Annotated in this window: 14 protein-coding genes; 9 read left to right on the top strand and 5 right to left on the bottom strand. The window is 72.0% G+C overall.

Annotated elements, in window-relative coordinates; all coding sequences use genetic code 11:
• The 4 genes from FR742_RS01495 to FR742_RS01480 all read left to right on the top strand — a co-directional run bounded on the left by FR742_RS01495 (position 1) and on the right by FR742_RS01480 (position 7,705).
• On the top strand, positions 1-1,821 hold the full coding sequence (locus FR742_RS01495; protein WP_148029237.1) for a UvrD-helicase domain-containing protein: 1,821 nt from the start codon (positions 1-3) through the stop codon (positions 1,819-1,821).
• Positions 1,822-1,868: 47 nt separating this feature from the next.
• The gene (locus FR742_RS01490) at positions 1,869-3,710 is read left to right on the top strand and encodes a sigma factor-like helix-turn-helix DNA-binding protein (RefSeq protein ID WP_148029236.1); all 1,842 of its coding nucleotides are present in this window, start codon (positions 1,869-1,871) and stop codon (positions 3,708-3,710) included.
• Positions 3,711-3,726: 16 nt separating this feature from the next.
• A complete protein-coding gene (locus FR742_RS01485) occupies positions 3,727-4,932 on the top strand; it encodes a cysteine--tRNA ligase (protein WP_148029235.1) in 1,206 nt (401 codons plus the stop codon).
• A gap of 271 nt (positions 4,933-5,203) precedes the next feature.
• A complete protein-coding gene (locus FR742_RS01480; RefSeq protein ID WP_148034273.1) occupies positions 5,204-7,705 on the top strand; it encodes a penicillin acylase family protein in 2,502 nt (833 codons plus the stop codon).
• Positions 7,706-7,709: 4 nt separating this feature from the next.
• Here FR742_RS01480 and FR742_RS01475 read toward each other — a convergent pair whose 3' ends face one another.
• On the bottom strand, positions 7,710-8,645 hold the full coding sequence (locus FR742_RS01475; RefSeq protein WP_148029234.1) for an MBL fold metallo-hydrolase: 936 nt from the start codon (positions 8,643-8,645) through the stop codon (positions 7,710-7,712).
• 30 nt (positions 8,646-8,675) lie between these two features.
• Entirely contained in the window at positions 8,676-9,107 is a 432-nt protein-coding gene (locus FR742_RS01470; protein ID WP_148029233.1) for a hypothetical protein, read from the bottom strand.
• A gap of 76 nt (positions 9,108-9,183) precedes the next feature.
• On the opposite strand from FR742_RS01470, the gene FR742_RS01465 reads away from it, so the two are divergent.
• A complete protein-coding gene (locus tag FR742_RS01465) occupies positions 9,184-10,050 on the top strand; it encodes a hypothetical protein (protein WP_148029232.1) in 867 nt (288 codons plus the stop codon).
• Positions 10,051-10,182: 132 nt separating this feature from the next.
• On the opposite strand, the gene FR742_RS01460 is transcribed toward FR742_RS01465, so the two are convergent.
• Positions 10,183-10,620: a DUF6113 family protein gene (locus FR742_RS01460; protein WP_148029231.1), complete on the bottom strand. Its 438-nt coding sequence runs from the start codon at positions 10,618-10,620 to the stop codon at positions 10,183-10,185.
• 11 nt (positions 10,621-10,631) lie between these two features.
• The gene (mshB, locus tag FR742_RS01455) at positions 10,632-11,537 is read right to left on the bottom strand and encodes an N-acetyl-1-D-myo-inositol-2-amino-2-deoxy-alpha-D-glucopyranoside deacetylase (RefSeq protein WP_148029230.1); all 906 of its coding nucleotides are present in this window, start codon (positions 11,535-11,537) and stop codon (positions 10,632-10,634) included.
• Between the two features lie 33 nt (positions 11,538-11,570).
• Here mshB and FR742_RS01450 point away from each other — a divergent pair, with 33 nt between their 5' ends.
• The 4 genes from FR742_RS01450 (at position 11,571) to FR742_RS44235 (ending at position 16,316) form a co-directional block, all read left to right on the top strand.
• Positions 11,571-13,637, top strand: coding sequence for a S9 family peptidase (locus FR742_RS01450; RefSeq protein WP_148029229.1), 2,067 nt, complete (start codon positions 11,571-11,573; stop codon positions 13,635-13,637).
• Between the two features lie 91 nt (positions 13,638-13,728).
• Positions 13,729-15,105 carry an alpha/beta fold hydrolase gene (locus FR742_RS01445; RefSeq protein WP_148029228.1) on the top strand — a complete coding sequence of 459 codons (1,377 nt, stop codon included), beginning with the start codon at positions 13,729-13,731 and terminating at the stop codon, positions 15,103-15,105.
• Between the two features lie 192 nt (positions 15,106-15,297).
• Positions 15,298-15,942: a type II toxin-antitoxin system antitoxin SocA domain-containing protein gene (locus tag FR742_RS44240; protein ID WP_187280946.1), complete on the top strand. Its 645-nt coding sequence runs from the start codon at positions 15,298-15,300 to the stop codon at positions 15,940-15,942.
• A gap of 80 nt (positions 15,943-16,022) precedes the next feature.
• Positions 16,023-16,316, top strand: a complete 294-nt coding sequence (locus tag FR742_RS44235) for a type II toxin-antitoxin system PemK/MazF family toxin (RefSeq protein WP_187280945.1) — start codon at positions 16,023-16,025, stop codon at positions 16,314-16,316.
• A 163-nt stretch (positions 16,317-16,479) separates the two neighbouring features.
• Here the strand turns inward: FR742_RS44235 and FR742_RS01435 are convergent, their stop codons facing one another.
• A complete protein-coding gene (locus FR742_RS01435) occupies positions 16,480-18,237 on the bottom strand; it encodes an ABC transporter ATP-binding protein (protein ID WP_148029226.1) in 1,758 nt (585 codons plus the stop codon).
• Between the last annotated feature and the right edge of the window lie 61 nt (positions 18,238-18,298).

Below are 18,298 nucleotides of genomic sequence, written 5' to 3'. Positions count from 1 at the left end.
GTGCCGCGGCTCGCGATCGGCCCTGAGGTTCCCAGGGAACTCGGCGCACTGGCACAGCCGGTGCGCCGAGACGCCGTGGTCGCGCTGCGGCGGTTCCTGCTGAACGTGTCGGGCGCCCCGCATCCCGAGTCGGTCAGGGGCGCCAGGGACCCCCGGGTGGCGACTCTCCGGCTCGCCGGGGGGCACCGGGGGGTGGTGGTGCGCCGGCGGGACGTCTACTGGCTGCGCACCGTGCTGCCCGACCCCGAGGCCTGGTCGTACGCCGCGCGACACCGGTACGGGATCAACCCGGTGCTCGGCGTGGTCGAGGAGTGGGACGCCGAGGCGCTGGAGCGGGTCGAGCCCGCGTTACGCCGGTCGGCGGGCGTCGCGAGGCTGTTCGACCCGATCTGCGACGGCGACCTGCTGGCCCTCGGCATCGACGTGCACGCGCTGCCGCTGGTCCGGCTCATCACCACCGAGGCGGACGTGGCCGCGCTCGAGCCGCTGCTGCCGCCCACCCAGTACGTTCCGCTGGCGGTGCTGGCCAGGGGCGGCACGCTGGCCGAGGCGTGGCGGGAGCTTGACGGCTGCCGCGCCTTCGACGAGGACCCCGAGGAGCCGGTCGACGCCGAGGACCTCCACCAGGCGCTGCTGCGCAGCCCTGGCCGGGCCGCGTTCGCCGCCGACAAGACGGAGCTGGACCGGCTGCTGACGGCGCCCGAGTGGTGCGTGTTCCCGCATCCGCCGCAGCACCGGCTGTCCAGGGCCCGTTACGACCATCCGGTGCTGGTGGTGGGCGGGGCCGGGACCGGCAAGACGGTGCTCGCGCTGCGCCGCGCCGCTCACCTGGCCGCGCACGGCAGCGGGCCGGTGCTGCTGGTGACGTTCTCCCAGGGGCTCTGCGACGAGCTGACCGGCCGGCTGGACCAGTTAGTCCAGGACGAGCCGATGCGCAAGCGCATCGAGGTGGACAACCCGGAGCGGCTGGCGATGCGCATCGTGGCCCAGGTGGAGGGCCGCCGCCCGGCGCTGGTCGGGCCGGGCGCGCGGACCATGGACGAGCTGATCGACGAGGCGCTCCGGCTGCTGTCGAGGACCACGGGAGATCTGCTCGACGACGTCGAACCGGGGCGCAAACCGTACCGGCACATCGTGGTGGACGAGGCGCAGGACGTCAGCCCGGCGCAGTGGCAGCTGCTGCGGGCGGCGGCGCCGCGCGCGGCGGACGACCTGTTCATCGTCGGCGACCCGCACCAGCGCGTCACCGACACGCGGGTCGCGCTCGGCGCCGTCGGCATCCCGGCTGTCCAGTACACGCTCAAGGTCTCGCACCGGCTGCCGCAGGAGCTGCTGACGTTCGCGGTCCGGCTGCGCGGCGGCGGGCCCGCCGACGGGCTGGTCAAGGGCATGTCGGCGCTGTACGGGTTCCGGTCGGGGCGGTTCGGGCCGCGGCCGGTGGTCCGCGCGTACGAGAGCGAGGAGGCGGAGCTGGCCGGCCTGGAGCGCACCGTCGCCGACTGGCTCGACGAGGGCGTGCCCGCCGACCGGATCGCGGTCGGGGCGCGCAACCAGGGGCTGGTACGGGCCGCCAAGCGGGTGTTGCGGGACGTTCCGGTACGGGTGTCGACGTTCGCCAACCTCAAGGGGCTGGAGTTCGACAGGGTGGCGCTCATCGGCGTGGCCGAGGGGGTCGTGCCGGAGCGCCCTCCCGACGATCCGGGCGCCCGGGCCCGCGCGCTGCAACGGGAACGGAGCATGCTGTTCGTGGCGTGCACCCGGGCCCGGACGATGCTCTACATTTCGCATTCCGGAAGAGGTAGCCCTTTTCTGTCCTTCTGATCACATAGTCTGAACTGCGGATATCTATCGTTGCCGGTTGGACCCCAATGAACCTCAGTCTGAGCGACATCGCGCCACCACTGCGCTGGACCGCACCTGGCCAGATCGCACCGATCGCGGAGGAGCCACAGCTGCCCGAGGCATGGTGGCAGGCGATCCCGCTCGACCGGGCGTGCGCCATCGTGGGCACGCAGGTCGTGGCGGGCCGCCTCGCCGACCTCGCCGTGGCCTTCTGGGGGCATCTGGTGCTGGGCGACATCCTGCCGCTGCTGCGCTTCTCCGACCCCGCCGAGGCCGAGCGGACACCCGAGACGCTCGGCAAAGACGTGGTGCAGAAGCTGTTCGGCGGCGTGCTCGACCGGCTGCTCGAACCCGCGGCCGCGGTGGCCGCGCCCGTCCAGCAGGACAAGCCGCTGCCTGAGCTGGTCGACGCCCTGTTCGCGGCGCTGGACGAGCGGCAGCGGGCCATCGCCCGCGACCGGCTGTACGCGGCCGACCGGGCCACCCTGGACGAGCTGGCCCAGCGCTTCTCGGTGACCAGGGAGCGGATCCGGCAGATCGAGCGCGACCTGCGCGACCACGTGGAGCTGTGGCTCGCGGGGCCGGAGGCGGCGGCGCTGGTCGCGCACGTCACCTGGCTGCGCGGCCGGCTCGGCTCGGCCGCGCCCGCCGACGACCTGACGGCGGCCGTGCCGTGGCACCGCGCCGAGCTGCGCACGCTGGGCATCCCGGCCTGGCGGTTCGTGCGCACGCTGCTGACGGGCTACGAGCAGACCGACGGCTGGCTGATCGCGGGCGGCGCCGACGACCTGCGGGAGAAGACCCGCCAGCTGTTCGCCGACGGGCCGCACCCGCTCGCCGAGGCGGTGACCATGGTGACCCAGCTCGGCGTCCGCGAGGACGTGGCCGAGCGGTGGATACTCGCCGTGCCGCAGCTGCGGGTGCTCGACGGGCACGTGGTGCCGTGGCCGCGCAGCATCAACGACAAGGCGGAGGCGGTGCTGGCCGTCTCCGGGAAGCCGATGTCCCCGGAGGAGATCCAGGAACGCATCGGCGAGGACTACAGCCTCGTCGGCATCCGCAACCAGCTCACCGCCGACGACCGGTTCCTGCGGCTCGACAGGAACAAGTACGGCCTGACCCGCTGGGGCGGCGACCAGTACCTGGGCATCCGGGAGATGATCGTCAGGGAGATCGAGCGGGCCGGCGGCGAGGCCCCGGTCAGCACGATCGTGGCCAACCTGACCTCCCGCTACGACGTCAGCGAGAGCTCGGTGCGCGCCTACTCGGGCGGTCCCGGGTTCGAGCGCAGCCAGCGCGGCTGGATCCGGGTGGCGGGCACCTCGCCCTCCGGGGAGGCGGGCGCGTACCAGCCGCGCAAGGACGTCTCGGAGACCCGGCGCAGCTTCCGCAGCCGCGACGGGCGCTGGTGGCACCGGGTGGACGTGAACGCCGAGCACCTGCGCGGCTCCGGCTCGCCGCTGCCGACCGGGTTCGCCGCGCACCTGGGCATGGCGCCCGGCGGGTCGCTCACCGCCTCGACGCCCTCCGGCGACGTGGTCATCAGCTGGCACAACCAGCCGACGATGGGCTCGATACGCAACGTACTCGCCGATTTCAAGGCGAGCGAGGGCGACCACGTGTTCCTCACCGTCTCCGACGGCGGCGAGTTGCTCACCCGCTACCTGCCGGCCGCCCCTCCCGGGATGCCCGCGCTCAACCGGGCCCTCTACCTCATCGGCTACACCGCGCCGGTGAACTCCGAGCTGGAGGGGCTGCGGCTGATCGGCGCGCGGGTGGGGCTGCCCGAGACCGCCACCCGCGAGGAGGTCCTCGCCCGGCTGCGCGAGCGGGGTGACCGCGACATCCTCGGCTTCCTGGGGAGATGACGGCTAGGGTCGAGGCATGCTGCGGATCTACGACACGCTGACCGGGCAGGTCGAGGAGATCGCGCCCGCCCGGGGGCTGCGGATGTACGCCTGCGCGCCGCCCGTCCACCGCCGGGCGGACCTCGGCGACCTGCGCCCGGCGCTGCTGTCCGATCTGATCCGCCGGGTCCTGGAACGGCATCGGGTGCGCATGGTGGTCTGCCTGGGCGTCGACGACGTGGGCTGCCCGGCGGAGAGCGCTCGGGCGTACGAGGAGGCGTCCGCCCGCGACGCGGCGGCGCTCAACCTGCGCTCGCCCGAGCTGTCCCCGCGCGCCGCCGAGCATGCCGCCGAGGTGGTCGAGCTGGTCGCCGCGCTGGTCGAGCGCGGTCACGCGTACGCGGCCGACGGCGGCTGGGTGTTCTTCGACTCCGCCGGCTCTCCCTCGTACGGCGAGCTGTCCGGGGAGAAGGACCCGGACGGCGGGGATGCATTCCCCCACGACGGGGAGCGGTCCCCGCACGACGGCGGGGATGGATTCCCCCACGACGGGCCGGAGCGGCGGCGTCCGGCCGACTGGGTGCTGTGGCGGCCCGCGGACGGCGAGGCGGCCTGGGACTCGCCGTGGGGGCGCGGAGTGCCCGGCCCGCACGTCGCGTGCTCGGCGATGTCGTCGCGGCGGCTGGGCGACCGGGTCGACATCCAGACCGGCGGCACCGAGCTGATCTTCCCGCACCACGAGGCCATGCGCGCCCAGTCGGACGCGGCGGCCGGGCACGAGGTTGTCCGCCGCTGGGCGCACAGCGCAGGGCTGGCGCCGGGCGGCAGTGCGCCCGGTCCCGACGGGGTGACGCCCGGCGACGGGCCGCGGGAGCTCGCCGAAGTGGCGGAGGCCGGGCTCGACCCGCTGGCGGTGCGGCTGGCGTTCCTGCGGCACCACTACCGCGGCCCGCTGGACCTCACCTGGGACGTCCTGCGCGCCGCCGACGGCACCCTGCGACGCCTGCGCGCCCGGGTGGCCGAATGGTCGGAGTCGCCGAGCGCGCCGATGGCCGCCTCGTACGTCCGGCGGGCCGAGTCCGCGCTGGACGACGACCTCGACACCCCTGCCGCGCTGCGTGTCCTGGAGGAGCTGGAGCGCGACGACGCGGTGCCGCCGGGCGCGAAGTTCGAGTCGTTCCTGCACCTGGACCACGTCCTGGCTCTCGACCTGCCCGCCGACATCGGCAAGCCCCGGCCCTGAGCGGGCGGCCCGTCGCGGTGTGAGGTCGGGCGGACGGCATGGCAGGAGCCGTCCGCCCGGGATGGCGCCGTCCTGGTGCGGGGGTGTGGACGGTAGCGCGCCAAGCGAAACGATAGGCAGATCTCGGGTTGCATCTGGGTTGCGAGGTACCTCCCGGTGCGTGGAGGAAAACGCGGTGTGACGGCGGCGAGAGGAGTCGGCGGGGGCTGCCAAACTGGGTGCCAGCCCGGGGAGTATGGAGGTTTTCGTGAGGTTGAGGCCGTACGCGTGGATGCCGGGGCCGCTGCGGTGGTTCGCGCGGGTGGTTACCGTTCTCCTGGCGATCGCGCTGGTGCTCGCGGCGGTGCTCGTGATCACGGTGCGGCAGTCGTTCCCGCAGGTGGAGGGTACGGTCCGGCTCCCCGGCTTAACCGGGAATGTGGAGATTTATCGTGATAAATACGGAATCCCGCACCTCTACGCCGACACCGCCGAAGACCTCTTCATGGCCCAGGGCTTCGTGCACGCCCAGGACCGCTTCTGGGAGATGGACTTCCGCCGCCACGTGACCGCCGGCAGGCTCTCCGAGTTGTTCGGCGCGACGACCCTCGACAGCGACAAGGCCATCAGGACCATGGGCTGGCGCAAGGTGGCCGAGCAGGAGCTGCCCGAGCTGACCGAGCGCACCAGGCGCTTCCTCGACTCCTACGCCAAGGGCGTGAACTCCTGGACCGCCGCCAACCCCAACGCCTCCGACCGCAGTCTCGAATACTCGATTCTCAAGGCGCAGAACGGCGCCTACGACCCTGAGCCGTGGACCCCGCTCGACTCCGTCGCCTGGCTCAAGGCCATGGCCTGGGACCTCCGCTCCAACCTCGAGGACGAGATCGACCGCGCCCTGGCGCTCACCGCGCTGCCGCCGGAGCGGGTGGCCCAGCTCTACCCCGGCTATCCGTACGACGAGCACGAGCCGATCGTCACCCGGGGCACGATCGACCGGGAGCGCTTCGACCAGACCGCCGAGCCGCGCACCCGGCAGGACACGCGGACCGGCGCGCGGGCCCTCGCCCAGGCGGCGCGGGCGCTCGACGCGGTGCCCAGCACGATCGGCGCGACGGACCGGGAGGGCATCGGCTCCAACTCGTGGGTGGTCTCCGGCGAGCACACGAAGAGCGGCAAGCCGCTTCTGGCCAACGACCCGCACCTGTCGGCGCAGCTGCCCTCGGTCTGGTACCAGGTGGGCCTGCACTGCCGCGTGCCGAGCGAGGCGTGCCCGTACGACGTGACCGGGTTCTCGTTCTCGGGCGTCCCCGGCGTGATCATCGGGCACACCGACAAGATCGCCTGGGGGTTCACCAACCTGGGTCCCGACGTGGCCGACCTGTTCCTGGAGAAGGTCGACGGCGACACGTACCTCTACCAGGGCGAGCAGGTCCCGCTGGAGACCCGTCAGGAGCGGATCGAGGTGGCGGGCGGCGCCCCGGTCACCATCACCGTGCGCAGCACCCTGCACGGGCCGCTGGTCAACGAGGTCATGGGCGCGGTGGAACCGAGCGGCGAGGCCAACGCGGTGGCCCTGTCGTGGACCGCTCTCATGCCCGGCCGCACCGTCGACGCGATCTTCGAGCTGAACCAGGCGGGCGACTGGCACGAGTTCCGGGCGGCGGCCGCGCTCTTCGAGGTGCCCGCGCAGAACCTGGTCTACGCCGACACCTCGGGCACCATCGGCTACCAGGCGCCCGGCCGCATCCCCGTGCGCAAGTCGGGCGACGGCACCGTGCCCGTGCCCGGCTGGACCGGCGAGTACGACTGGAACACCGCGCCCATCCCGTACGACCAGCTCCCATCGGTGCGCAACCCGGCGGAGGGGTTCGTGGTCACGGCCAACAACGCCGTCATCGACCCCCGGCGCTACCGGCCGCACCTGACGGAGGACTGGTCGTACGGATACCGCTCGCAGCGCATCCTCGACCTGCTGCGCGAGGAGATCGGCAAGGGCCAGGTGGACGCCGCGACGATGGCGCGCGTCCAGCGGGACGACCGCAACCTGTTCGCCGGGACCCTGGTGCCCTCGCTGATGGCCGTGGACCTGGCCGGGCCCGCCAAGGAGGCCCGCGGGCTGCTCGACGGCTGGGACGGCGCCCAGGACGCGGGATCGGCCGCCGCGGCGTACTTCAACGCGGTCTGGCGGCACCTGCTGGAGCTGACCTTCCACGACGAACTGCCGGAGGGCGCCAGGCCGAACGGGGGCGACCGCTGGTACGAGGTCGTCGCCGGGCTCCTGCGCGACCCCGGCGACCCGTACTGGGACGACACCCGCACCGAGGGGATCACCGAGCGGCGCGACGACATCCTGCGCCAGGCCATGGCCTCGGCCTTCCAGGAGCTGTCGGACCTGCTCGGCGACGACGTGAAGGCGTGGCGCTGGGGCGACCTGCACGGGCTGAAGCTCACCCACGGCTCGCTCGGCACCTCGGGGATCGCGCCGATCGAGGCGCTGTTCAACCGGGGGCCGCTGGCCTCGGCGGGCGGCAAGGACGCGGTGAACGCCACCGGCTGGAACGTGCTGGAGGGGTACGCGGTCACGACGGTGCCGTCCATGCGCATGGTCGTGGACCTGGGTGACCTGGACGAGTCGCGGTGGATCAACCTGACGGGCGCGTCGGGGCACGCCTTCCACGAGAACTACTGGGACCAGGCGGAGCTGTGGGCCAGGGGCGAGATGCTGCCGATGCGCTCGGACGCGGGCTCGGTGACCAAGGCCGCCGTGCACACGCTCCGGCTCCGCCCCTGACCGTTCAGGTGGCGAAGGCGCGCGACTCGCCCACGGCCAGGTCCCACAGGCACTCGCGGGCCAGGCCGTGGGCGGCCCACTCCTCGCGGATCCACTCCAGGGGCCGCAGCAGCGGCTCACCGGACAGCACGAACGTGCCCCAGTGCATGGTGGCCATCCGGTGCGCGCCCACGTCCAGGAAGGCCCGCACGGCCTGCGGCGGGTTGACGTGGGCGGGCTCCATCGCCCACGGCGGCTGGTAGGCGCCGACCGGCATCAGCGCCAGGTCCAGGCCGGGGTGGCGGGCGCCGATCTGGGCGAGCCGCTCGCCGTAACCGGTGTCGCCGGCGAAGTACACCGACCCGCCGATCACCCACCCGCCCCACAGCGTCTTGCAGAAGTCGAAGAGCGTGCGCCTGCTCCAGTGGTGGGCGGGCACGAACTCGAAGCTCACGCCGCCGACGGTGGCCGACTCCCACCAGTCCAGCTCGATCACCTCGGTGAAGCCGCGATCGGTGAACCACTTGGCGAGCCCGGCAGGCACGAGCATCGGCGTCGTCCTGGGCAACCGGCGCACGGTGGGCCAGTCCAGGTGGTCGTAGTGGTCGTGGCTGATGACCACGGCGTCGATCGGCGGCAGGTCCTCCCAGTCCAGGCCGGGCATGCTCACGCGGGCCCGCACCCCGGGGATGCGCCGCGACCACACCGGGTCGGTGAGGATCGACAGTCCGCCCGTCCGGAGCAGGTAGGTCGCGTGCCCGACCCACGTCACGGACGTCTCCCCCCGCGCGACCGGAGGCAGCTCGCCGCCCGCCACGGGGATGCGGGCGGCCTCGCTCAAGTCAGGGGGGAAGGCGGTGTGCCAGGCGATGCTGAGCACCTCCCGCAGCCCCGACGGGGTGTCGGTGAGGCGGTCACGATAGCTCTCGGGTCTCTTCGGAGCACGGATGATCTGCGTCATGGAGATCCCCTGCCCCGCGTAATGGATCAGTCACGCGCGTGGAGGCTCACCTGCGCGTCCGCGCCAGCGGGGCTGCGCCCGCCGGTAGCCGCCCTCGTCCAGACCGGCGAGCCGTTCGAAGGGGTTGTACGACGCCTGGTCGCCGCAGACGATCACCGAGACCAGCATCGCCAGGAGGTACAGCGGGAGCATGGGCAGACCGGCGCACCAGGCCCACTGGGTGGCGTGCCTGCTCTCGTGACCGATCAGGGTCTCGTCGAGTCCGTCACGTCTGGTGATCACGACGTTTCCTACCGTGAACGCCCCGGCGATGGGGAAGCGGAAGCGGTAGCCGCAGGCGAGCACGAGCCCGTCCGGGCCGGATCGCCTGGTCGCGCCGCCGATCGCGGCGATGAGCAGGCCGAGTGGAGTGGTGAGATTAAGAAAATTGATGACTCGGCGGAACCGATATCGCCTGTCCATGCGTCTCAGTCTTGACCAATCTTGACAAATCGGAATAATGATCTGAGTCCTGAAATCTCCCAGAAGAGCAGGATTTATGAGATTCACCATCCTGGGCGCGCTGCTGGCTTCCGCGGCACTGGCCGGAGCCGGCGGAATCGCGATCACCCAGACATCAGCCACCGTCCCCTTACGCGTCGCCGACTCCCCAGCCGCCGCCGCGGCGGCGTTACCCGCCACCACCGCCCCGGGGGCGTACGTGGCGAAGACCGAGATCGTCGAGAGAGACGGCGTGACCTATCTGGACGTCGCCGTCACGTACGAGACCGCGGCCAAGTTCAGCGTCAGGCAGCGGGTCTGCAAGCGCAAGTCCTGCCGTACGGTGCGTGTCGGGCTCACGGTGGCCTCGGGCACGGGCGAGGCCGCCAAGCGGCTCGGCCGCGGCGACTACTGGCTGCGCGGCAAGCCGAGGATCAGGATGTGGCCGCTCCCCGGCCCCACGGTCACGGTCACGGAACCCCCGGTGACGGTCACGGAAACGGTCACCGAGACGGCCACGGCGACGGTCACGTTCACCTGTCAGCCCGCGCCTCCGACGGAAACGCCCACGTTGACGCCTACAGCGACGGTCGATCCCACCGTCGATCCGACAGTGGACCCGACGGTCGATCCCACCGTCGACCCGACCGTCGACCCGACCGTCGACCCGACAGTGGACCCGACCGTCGATCCCACCGTCGACCCGACGGTTGACCCGACCCTGGATCCCACCATCTCCCCGACCGTCGACCCGACGGTGGATCCGACTATCAGCCCGACCGAGATCCCGACATGTCCGGAGCCGACCGAGATCCCGACGGAGGTTCCCACCGACCTGCCGACTGACACCCCGACCGACACCCCGACCGATGTGCCCACGGACACCCCGCCCCCGACGGAGACCGTGACGCCACCGGCGCAGTGATCACGTTTCCCCGGCCCGGCGGCCTCCCTTCAGCCGCCGGGCCGGGAGAAACATATTGCTAAATCCAGTGAATTTCATATAGCGCGCGGCGACAGATCATTCACATGCCTGTCGCGCTATTAAGCAGCGCTTTCATCGGCCCTGCTGCACTTTACCCGGCGGAGCCGAGCCCTCTTCCGGATATCCGCGCAACAGCCACGATCCCCCCGACGAGGGCAACATCAGAAATGCCGCGACCGCGGCCACCATCCCGCCGTAGAGGTACACGTGCCCGGACGCGTCCCCGGCGATCACCAGATCCCCCGCGCCCAGCCTCAGCGAGAACGCCGACGACACCAGCACCCACCCGGCCGACGTGACGGCGGCGGCCGCGCGCCCGCCCATCAGCTTGCCCGCCCCCAGGGAGACACCGAAGATCAGCACCAGCCAGAGCACCGCGGAGACGACCGGGAGACCCGGCCACGCGCTGTGGGTGAATCCGCCCACCACGCCCATGACGACGCCCAGCACGAAGAGCATGCCGTAGGCGGCTCCCCCCAGCGCCGACTCGACCTGGCTGCGTTGCTCCATGTCGGTCGAGGTTAGTGGATGCCGGCGAACAGATCGTTCTCCCGCTGGTACGGCTCGCCGAGCCCTCCTGCCTCGACCGGAGGACCGGGCACGGCGGGCCCGCGCTCCCCGATGGCCAGCACGAAGTGCTCGACTCCCCGGATCTCCTGACCGACGTGGTTGGAGAGCGCGAACCACGGCTCGGACACCGTGATCTGCGTGTGGTGCGCGCGCATGGCCGCCGCCTTGTGGCCGAGCCAGGGCCGGGCGTCGATCTCCGTGGTGACGACCCCGTCGGGATCGCCGAACGGCATGTCGTCCACGCTCGCGACGGTGAACGGGGCGCCCGCCTCCAGCAGCGCCTCGTTGGACCGCGCCAGCACCGACCTCGGCGTGGCCGTGTGGTAGAACTTCGCGATCCGCCACGGCTCGCCCTCGCCGAATCCCGGGTCGGCCGCCAGCTCGAACGCCCGCCGGGAGACGCGGTGGGCCTGGATGTGGTCCGGATGACCGTAATGCCCGTTCTCGTCGTACGTGACGAGCACCTGGGGCCGCACCTCGCGGATGACCGCGACCAGCTCGCCCGCCGCCTCGTCGAGGTCGGCCCGCCAGAACGCGTCGGGCCTGTCGTTGGTGGCGACCCCCATCATCCCGGAGTCGCGCCAGCGCCCTGGGCCGCCCAGGAAGCGGTGGTCCTCGACGCCGAGCGCCTCGCAGGCGGCGGCCAGCTCACCGATCCGGTGGTCGCCGAGCACGTCGTCCTCCTCGGACGCCAGGTGCGAGAGCTCCACGGGGATGATCTCCCCCTCCTCGCCCAGCGTGCAGGTGACGAGCGTGACGTGGGCGCCCTCGGCGACGTAGCGGGCCATCGTGGCGCCGGTCCCGATCGACTCGTCGTCGGGATGGGCGTGCACGAGCAGCAGCCGTCGGTCAATCATGCTCCGAGCGTAACAACTGGCAGGATTGGGCCCATGAGTGAGAGCTTCCCGCGCCTGTCGGCCAGGACCCGCCGCTTCACCCTGGGAGTGCCCAGGGGCTTCACCATCTCCCCTGACGGCGCGCGGGTGCTGTTCCTGCGCACCAAGTCGGGCACCGACCCTGTGACGTGTCTGTGGGAGCTCGACACCGAGACCCACGTGGAGCGGCTGGTCGTCGATCCGCGCTCGCTCGACTCCGGCGACGAGGACCTGCCGCCGGAGGAGCGCGCCCGGCGCGAGCGCAGCCGCGAGCAGGCCGGCGGCGTGGTGTCCTACTCGACCGACGCGGAGGCCACCACGGCGGCGTTCGCGCTGTCCGGGGGCCTCTACGTGACCGACCTGGCCGCCGCGCGCACCCGGCGGCTGGAGACGGCGGGCGCGGTCATCGACCCCCGGCTCTCCCCCGACGGCCGCCGGGTCGCCTACGTCACCGGCGGCGCCCTGCACGTCCACGACCTGTCCACCGGCGACGATCGCGTGCTCGCCACCCCCGAGTCGGAGACCGTCACGTACGGTCTGGCGGAGTTCATCGCCGCCGAGGAGATGAGCCGCATGCGCGGCCACTGGTGGTCGCCTTCCGGCGACGCCCTCCTGGTGGAGCGGGCCGACGAGGCGCCGGTCCACACCTGGCACATCGCCGACCCGGCCAACCCCGGCCGGCCCCCGGCCGTCCAGCGCTATCCCGCCGCCGGCACGCCCAACGCCGTGACCGAGCTGTTCGTGCTGGGGCTCGACGGGTCCAGGGTCGCGGTCCCGTACGAGCACGAATACCTCGCGACGGCGGCGTGGGACTCCCACGCGCTGTCGATCGTGACGCTCTCCCGTGACCAGAAGACGATGCGCCTGCTCTCGGTCGACCCGGAGACCGGGAAGTCCACCCTTGTGCGCGAGGACACCGACCCGGCCTGGGTCGACGTCGTCTCCGGCGTGCCCGCCCACCTCGACGACGGCTCGCTGGTCTGGGTGGCAGCCGCCGACGGGGGCCACCGGCTGTTCGTCGGCGACCGCCCCGTCACCCCGCCCACCCTGCAGGTGCGCGCGGTGCTCGACGTCGACCACGACAGCGTGCTGTTCAGCGCCAGCGGCGACCCGACCGAGATCCAGCTGTGGACCTGGGACGGCCACTCGCTGCTGCCGGTCTCCACCCGGTCGGGCGTGTTCACCGGCCGGATGGCGGGCGGCGTCGGCGTGCTCACCGAGCAGAACCTCGACACCGAGGGCGTCTCCACCACCGTCGTGCGCCGCGACGGCGTGGCCGTCCCGATCCCCTCCTACGCCGAGCGTCCCGGCCTCGACCTGCGCGTCTCACTCGGCCGTTCCGGCCGTCGCGAGCTGGCGACCGCCGTGGTGCTGCCCTCCTGGCACGAGCCGGGCTCGCGGCGGCTGCCGGTCCTCATGGATCCGTACGGGGGCCCGCACGCCCAGCGGGTGCTCAACAGGCGCGGCGGCTACCTGGAGAGCCAGTGGTTCGCCGAGCAGGGGTTCGCCGTGGTCGTGGCCGACGGGCGGGGCACCCCGGGGCGCGGGCCCGCGTTCGAGCGGGAGGTGCTCGGCGACCTGGCCACGCCCGCGCTGGAGGACCAGGTCGACGCTCTTCATGGGGTCGCCGAGCAGTACCCCGACGACCTCGACCTGGAGAAGGTGGCGATCCGCGGATGGTCGTTCGGCGGCTTCCTGGCGGCGCTCGCGGTGCTGCGCAGGCCCGACGTGTTCCACGCGGCGGTGGCGGGGGCGCCGGTGACCGACTGGCGGCTGTACGACACCTGCTACACCGAGCGCTACCTCGGGCATCCCGACGAGCAGCCTGAGGTGTACGACACGTCGTCGCTGTTCGGCGACGCGGCCAAGCTGGAGCGGCCGCTGCTGCTCATCCACGGGCTGGCCGACGACAACGTGGTGGCGGCCCACACGCTGCGCCTGTCGTCGGCGCTGCTGGCGGCGGGCCGGCCGCACACCGTGCTGCCGTTGTCCGGCGTCACCCACATGACGCCGCAGGAGATCGTGGCGGAGAACCTGCTGCTGCTCCAGGTCGACTTCCTGAAGAAGTCGCTGCACCTGTAGCGGGATGACAGACCACGGTCTGATTCGGCCCTCCTGAAACCAGACCGTGGTCCGATGTGGCAGGGCGGGGCGTTCGGCCATCGTGATCGGCATGCTGAAGTCAATCGCGATGGCCCTGACGCTGGTTTTCTCGGGCGGCGCGCCCGCACAGGAGACGGCCCCACTCGACTGGGCCCCGTGCCCCGATGACAAGATCGGCATGGAGTGCGCCGACCTGCGGGTGCCGGTCGACTGGTCCACGCCCGATGGGCGGCAAATCACGCTCAAGCTCGGCCGGCTCAAGGCCACCGGCCGGGCCGAGGGCTCCGCGCTCGTCGCCTACGGCGGCCCCGGCGCCCCCGGCATCGCCTACACCGAGCCGATCGTCGACACCTGGGCCGGGCTGCGCAAGCGGATGCACGTCGTGGTGTGGGACACCCGCGGCTACGGCGAGCAGTTCCGCGGCCGGAGCACGGGCCTGCCGTGCGTCTGGACCCGCGTCCCCATCCCTGCCGCGCCGCGCGACGACGCCGAGTGGGGGCGCCTGTCCGACACCAACCGCGGTCTCGCCGAGGCGTGCCGCCACAAGGACCCCGAGCTGTTCGCCAACATGAGCTCCGCCGACCACGCCCGTGACATGGAGGCGATCAGGAAGGCGCTCGGCGACGGCGGGCTCAACTACTACGGCGCCTCCTACGCCGGCTTCTACGGCCAGGCCTACGCCCGCCTCTTCCCCGGCCAGGTCCGCACCATGGTCCTCGACGGCACGTGGAACCACAGCCCGGCCGACTGGGGCAAGGAGGTGGAGGCGATGGCCAGGAGCAACGAGCGGTCGCTGACCCGCTTCTTCGACTGGTGCGCCACCGGCGGCTGCCGCGACGTCCCCCGCAAGTGGCGCTCATTGGTCGCCGGGGCCGACCGCGAGCCGGTCCGCGCCGCCGACGGCGTCGCCTACACGGGCCGCGACCTGCGCTCGTTCGCCGTCTCCTCGGCTCGCCAGGGCCGCGCCGCCTGGCCGGGCCTGGCCGAGGCGATCCGCAGGGCCCACGGCGGCGACGCCTCGGCCTTCCTCCCCACCCGCGGCGCCCGCTACCCCGACCAGGCCACCGGGGTCACAGAGTGCACCGACTGGCCGCGCCCCACGAGCCGGTCCGCCCTCGACGCCATGACCGCCCGCCTGCGCAAGGCCGCCCCCAACGCGGGCGCCGCCAACACCATGGCCACCGCGGGCCTGGCCTGCGTCGGCTGGCCCGTCCCCGTCACCAACCCGCCCGCCCCACTGCCCAAGACCCTCCCGCCCCTCCTGGGCGCCGGCGCCTGGGGCGAGTCCGACGCGGTCACCCGAGCCATGAGCACGGTCCCGGGCAGCGTCACCATCACCCACGACGGCCCCGGCCACACCCTCTACACCTCCAACCCCTGCGCCCGCACCCACATCGACCGCTACCTCACCGACAAGACCCTGCCCCCGACCCCGGCGAAGTGCTGACGGCGGGCCCATGGGCGCAGCCGTCAACCGCGGCTCACCGCCAGACGGCGGATCGAGACCTGGGGCCTTGACTCTGACCAACGGACGACTTCTATCCACAGGATCCGGCATGCTCATAATCGAACAAGTTTCAATAGCAGGCCGAACGAGGAGGCACGGACTGTGACGTGGCCAGTGCCTACACTGGGAATCGTGTCGGTTCCTTCGCCTCTCCGCGGCCCCGCGGCGGCCATCGCCTATCTCCTGGCGGCCGCACGGACCAACGGCATGCGCGTCAACCGCACCAAGCTGGCCAAGCTTCTCTACCTGGCCGACCTCCGTGCCGTCGAGCGTGGCCTCCCTCCGGGCTCTGGTGCGGAGTGGCGCTGGCGTCACTACGGCCCCCACAGTCTTCGTCTCGGCGAAGTGGAGCGCGATCTGCGCGAGGCGGGCGTCATCCTGGTGGAAGAGAGCGCCGACCCGTTCGGCGGCAACCGTGAGAGCGTCGTTCACCTGGTGGACGCACCGCAGCTGGCCATCGACGCGGAGTTCGCCCGGATCGTCGACGGCGTGCTGTCCGACTACGGGCGATGGTCCGCAGGTCAACTCCGCGACCTCACCTACCAGACGCCTCCCATGCAGGAGGCCGTCAAGCAGCACAGACGGGAAGCGCGCCTCGATCTGGCCGGCGGACCGCCACTACCCGATCTGGGATCGGGCCTGGCTCGCCTACGCCAGTGGGCCAAGGACCATCCCCTACCCGGCGACGAACCCGGCGGCGTCGAGGACCTCCTCGAAGAGAGCCAGGACCTCGCCGAACCCCGCGCAGAGGCGACCCGGCACCTACTGGAGGAATAGTGCCGGCTCCCTACGTGGCCGGAGGCGTCTACCTCGTCAGCGATAAGACTCTCCGTCTCATCCCTGAGGAAGAGCGGGTTGTGCACGACGAACGCCGCCCCGTGGTCGTGGTCACCGGCGGGCAGTCCAACGGCGACCCCGACTGGCCGTTCGTCCTCGTCTGTCCTGTTTCGAGCTCGACTTCGCGGCGGACCCGATTCGACGTGCAGCTTGCCAGGGGCCAGGGCGGCGTGATCAAGAAGTGCTGGATCCGGGTTCCCGCGGTGCAGCCTCTCATGAAGTCCGTGCTGGAAGATCGGACCGGCACTCTGGACGAGGACGTGCTGACGCAGATACAGGGACGGCTGGCCCAGTATCCCGGCCTGCTCGGCTGACCTTCCGGCGGTCAACAGCAGTTCATGGCTAAGGCGGGCTGAGCGGACCGTCAGGCACGCTCAGTCCGAGGGGGTTCTCCGAAGGGTTCTTCGTTCATGCCGGACAAAACGAGATGAACTGAACGCCCTCGACCGAAGCACCACCTCGGACCTCAGCACCGGCTCAGACCGGAGCGCGGTCCGAGGTGCCGTGCCAGCTTTGCCAGAGAGCGGCGTAGGAGCCGCCTTCCGCCACCAGCTCGTCATGGGAGCCCAGTTCGATGATCCGTCCGTCCTCCACCACCGCCACCCGGTCCGCGTCATGAGCCGTGTAGAGCCGGTGGGCGATGGCGATGACCGTGCGCCCGTCCAGCACCGCCGCCAGCGAGCGCTCCAGGTTCCTGGCGGCCCGCGGGTCGATCAGCGACGTGGCCTCGTCCAGCACCAGCGTGTGCGGGTCGGCGAGCACGAGCCTGGCCAGCGCGAGCTGCTGCGAGTGCGCGGGCGAGATCGCCAGTCCGCCGGAGCCGACCTCCGTGTCCAGCCCGTCCGGCAGGCCGAGCACCCAGTCCAGGGCGTCCACGGCCGCGAGCGCCTCACGCACCGCCTCCTCGTCGGCGCCGGGCCTGGCGATCACGAGGTTGTCCCGCAGGGTGCCCTTGAACACGTGGTGCTCCTGGGTGACCAAGGCGACGTGCCCGCGCAGCTCGTCCAGCGGCAGGTCCACCAGCGGCACGCCGCCGACCGAGACGGTCCCGGCGCCGGGGCCGTGGATGCCGGCGAGCAGTCTGCCGAGCGTCGACTTCCCCGCGCCCGACGGCCCCACCATGGCCAGCCGCTCGCCGGGCCGCACGGTCAGCGACACGTCGTGCAGCACGTCCCGCCCTTCCCGGTAGGCGTAGCGCACCTGGTCGGCGCTCAGCAGCTCACCGGCGGGCCGGACGCCGGAGGGCTCGCGGTCGTCGGGCACGTTCGCGACCCCGAGCAGTCGCGCCATGGCAGCCCCGCCCACCTGGAGTTCGTCGATCCACATGAGAAACCGGTCGAGCGGGTCGACGAGCTGCTGCGCGTAGAGCGCGGCGGAGGTGACCTGCGCCAGCGTCACCCACTCGGCGCTATAGAGGAAGCCGCCGACGAGCAGCGTCGCCACGAGCGGCACCACATAGCCCAGCTCCACCGACGGAAACCAGACGGTGCGCAGCCCGAGCGTGTAGCGTTCGGCGGCGAACGAACCGGCGATGTCGCGGTCGGCCCGCTCGCGCCGCCGCCGCTCCAGGCCGAGCGCCTCCACGGCCCTGGCGCCCTCGACGGTCTCGGCCAGCCCTTCGGTCATCTCCGCGTACGCGGCGTTCTCGCGAAGATAGCCGTCCCTGGCCCGCCGGAGATACCAGCGGGTGGAGAAGAACAGCAGCGGTGCGGCCAGCAGCATCGGCAGCATGAGCAGCGGGCTGACCAGAACGATCGCGCCCATGGTGATGACGAACGTGACGACCGCGATCAGGGTTTCCGGCACCGCGTGCCGCACCGTCCTCGACAGCGAGTCGACGTCGCGCGACGTACGGGTGAGCAGGTCGCCGGAGCCGGCCCGTTCCACCGTCGACAGCGGCAGGGCCAGCACCCTTTCGACGAACTCCTCGCGCAGCTCCGCCAGCACCTTCTCGCCCAGCCGGGCCGAGGCCAGCACCGCATACCTGACCAGCACGCCCTGCAGCAGCAGGAACCCCGCGACCCCGGCCGCGAACAGCACCACGTTCACCGCGACGCCTCGTTCGACGTCCTCGACCAGCATGCCGAGCTGCCACGGCACCACCAGCCCGGCGACGGCGGCGAGCGCGTGCAGGGCGAGGGCGGTGGCGAGCCGCCGCGGATACTTCAACGTCAACCGCCGCGCGTAGGCGCGCACCTGCTTCCGATCGGCGACCGGAAGAATCTCGCGGGCCATCCCCGTCACCCCTCCCCTCTCAGCTCGACATCCACTTCTCGTCCCACTCCCTGCCGGCCCC

It is taken from the genome of Nonomuraea sp. C10, assembly GCF_008017515.1.
Classification (GTDB): domain Bacteria; phylum Actinomycetota; class Actinomycetes; order Streptosporangiales; family Streptosporangiaceae; genus Nonomuraea; species Nonomuraea ferruginea.
The sequence above is the reverse complement of the archived record's forward strand: the minus strand, read 5'-3'. Positions and strand labels throughout refer to the sequence as shown.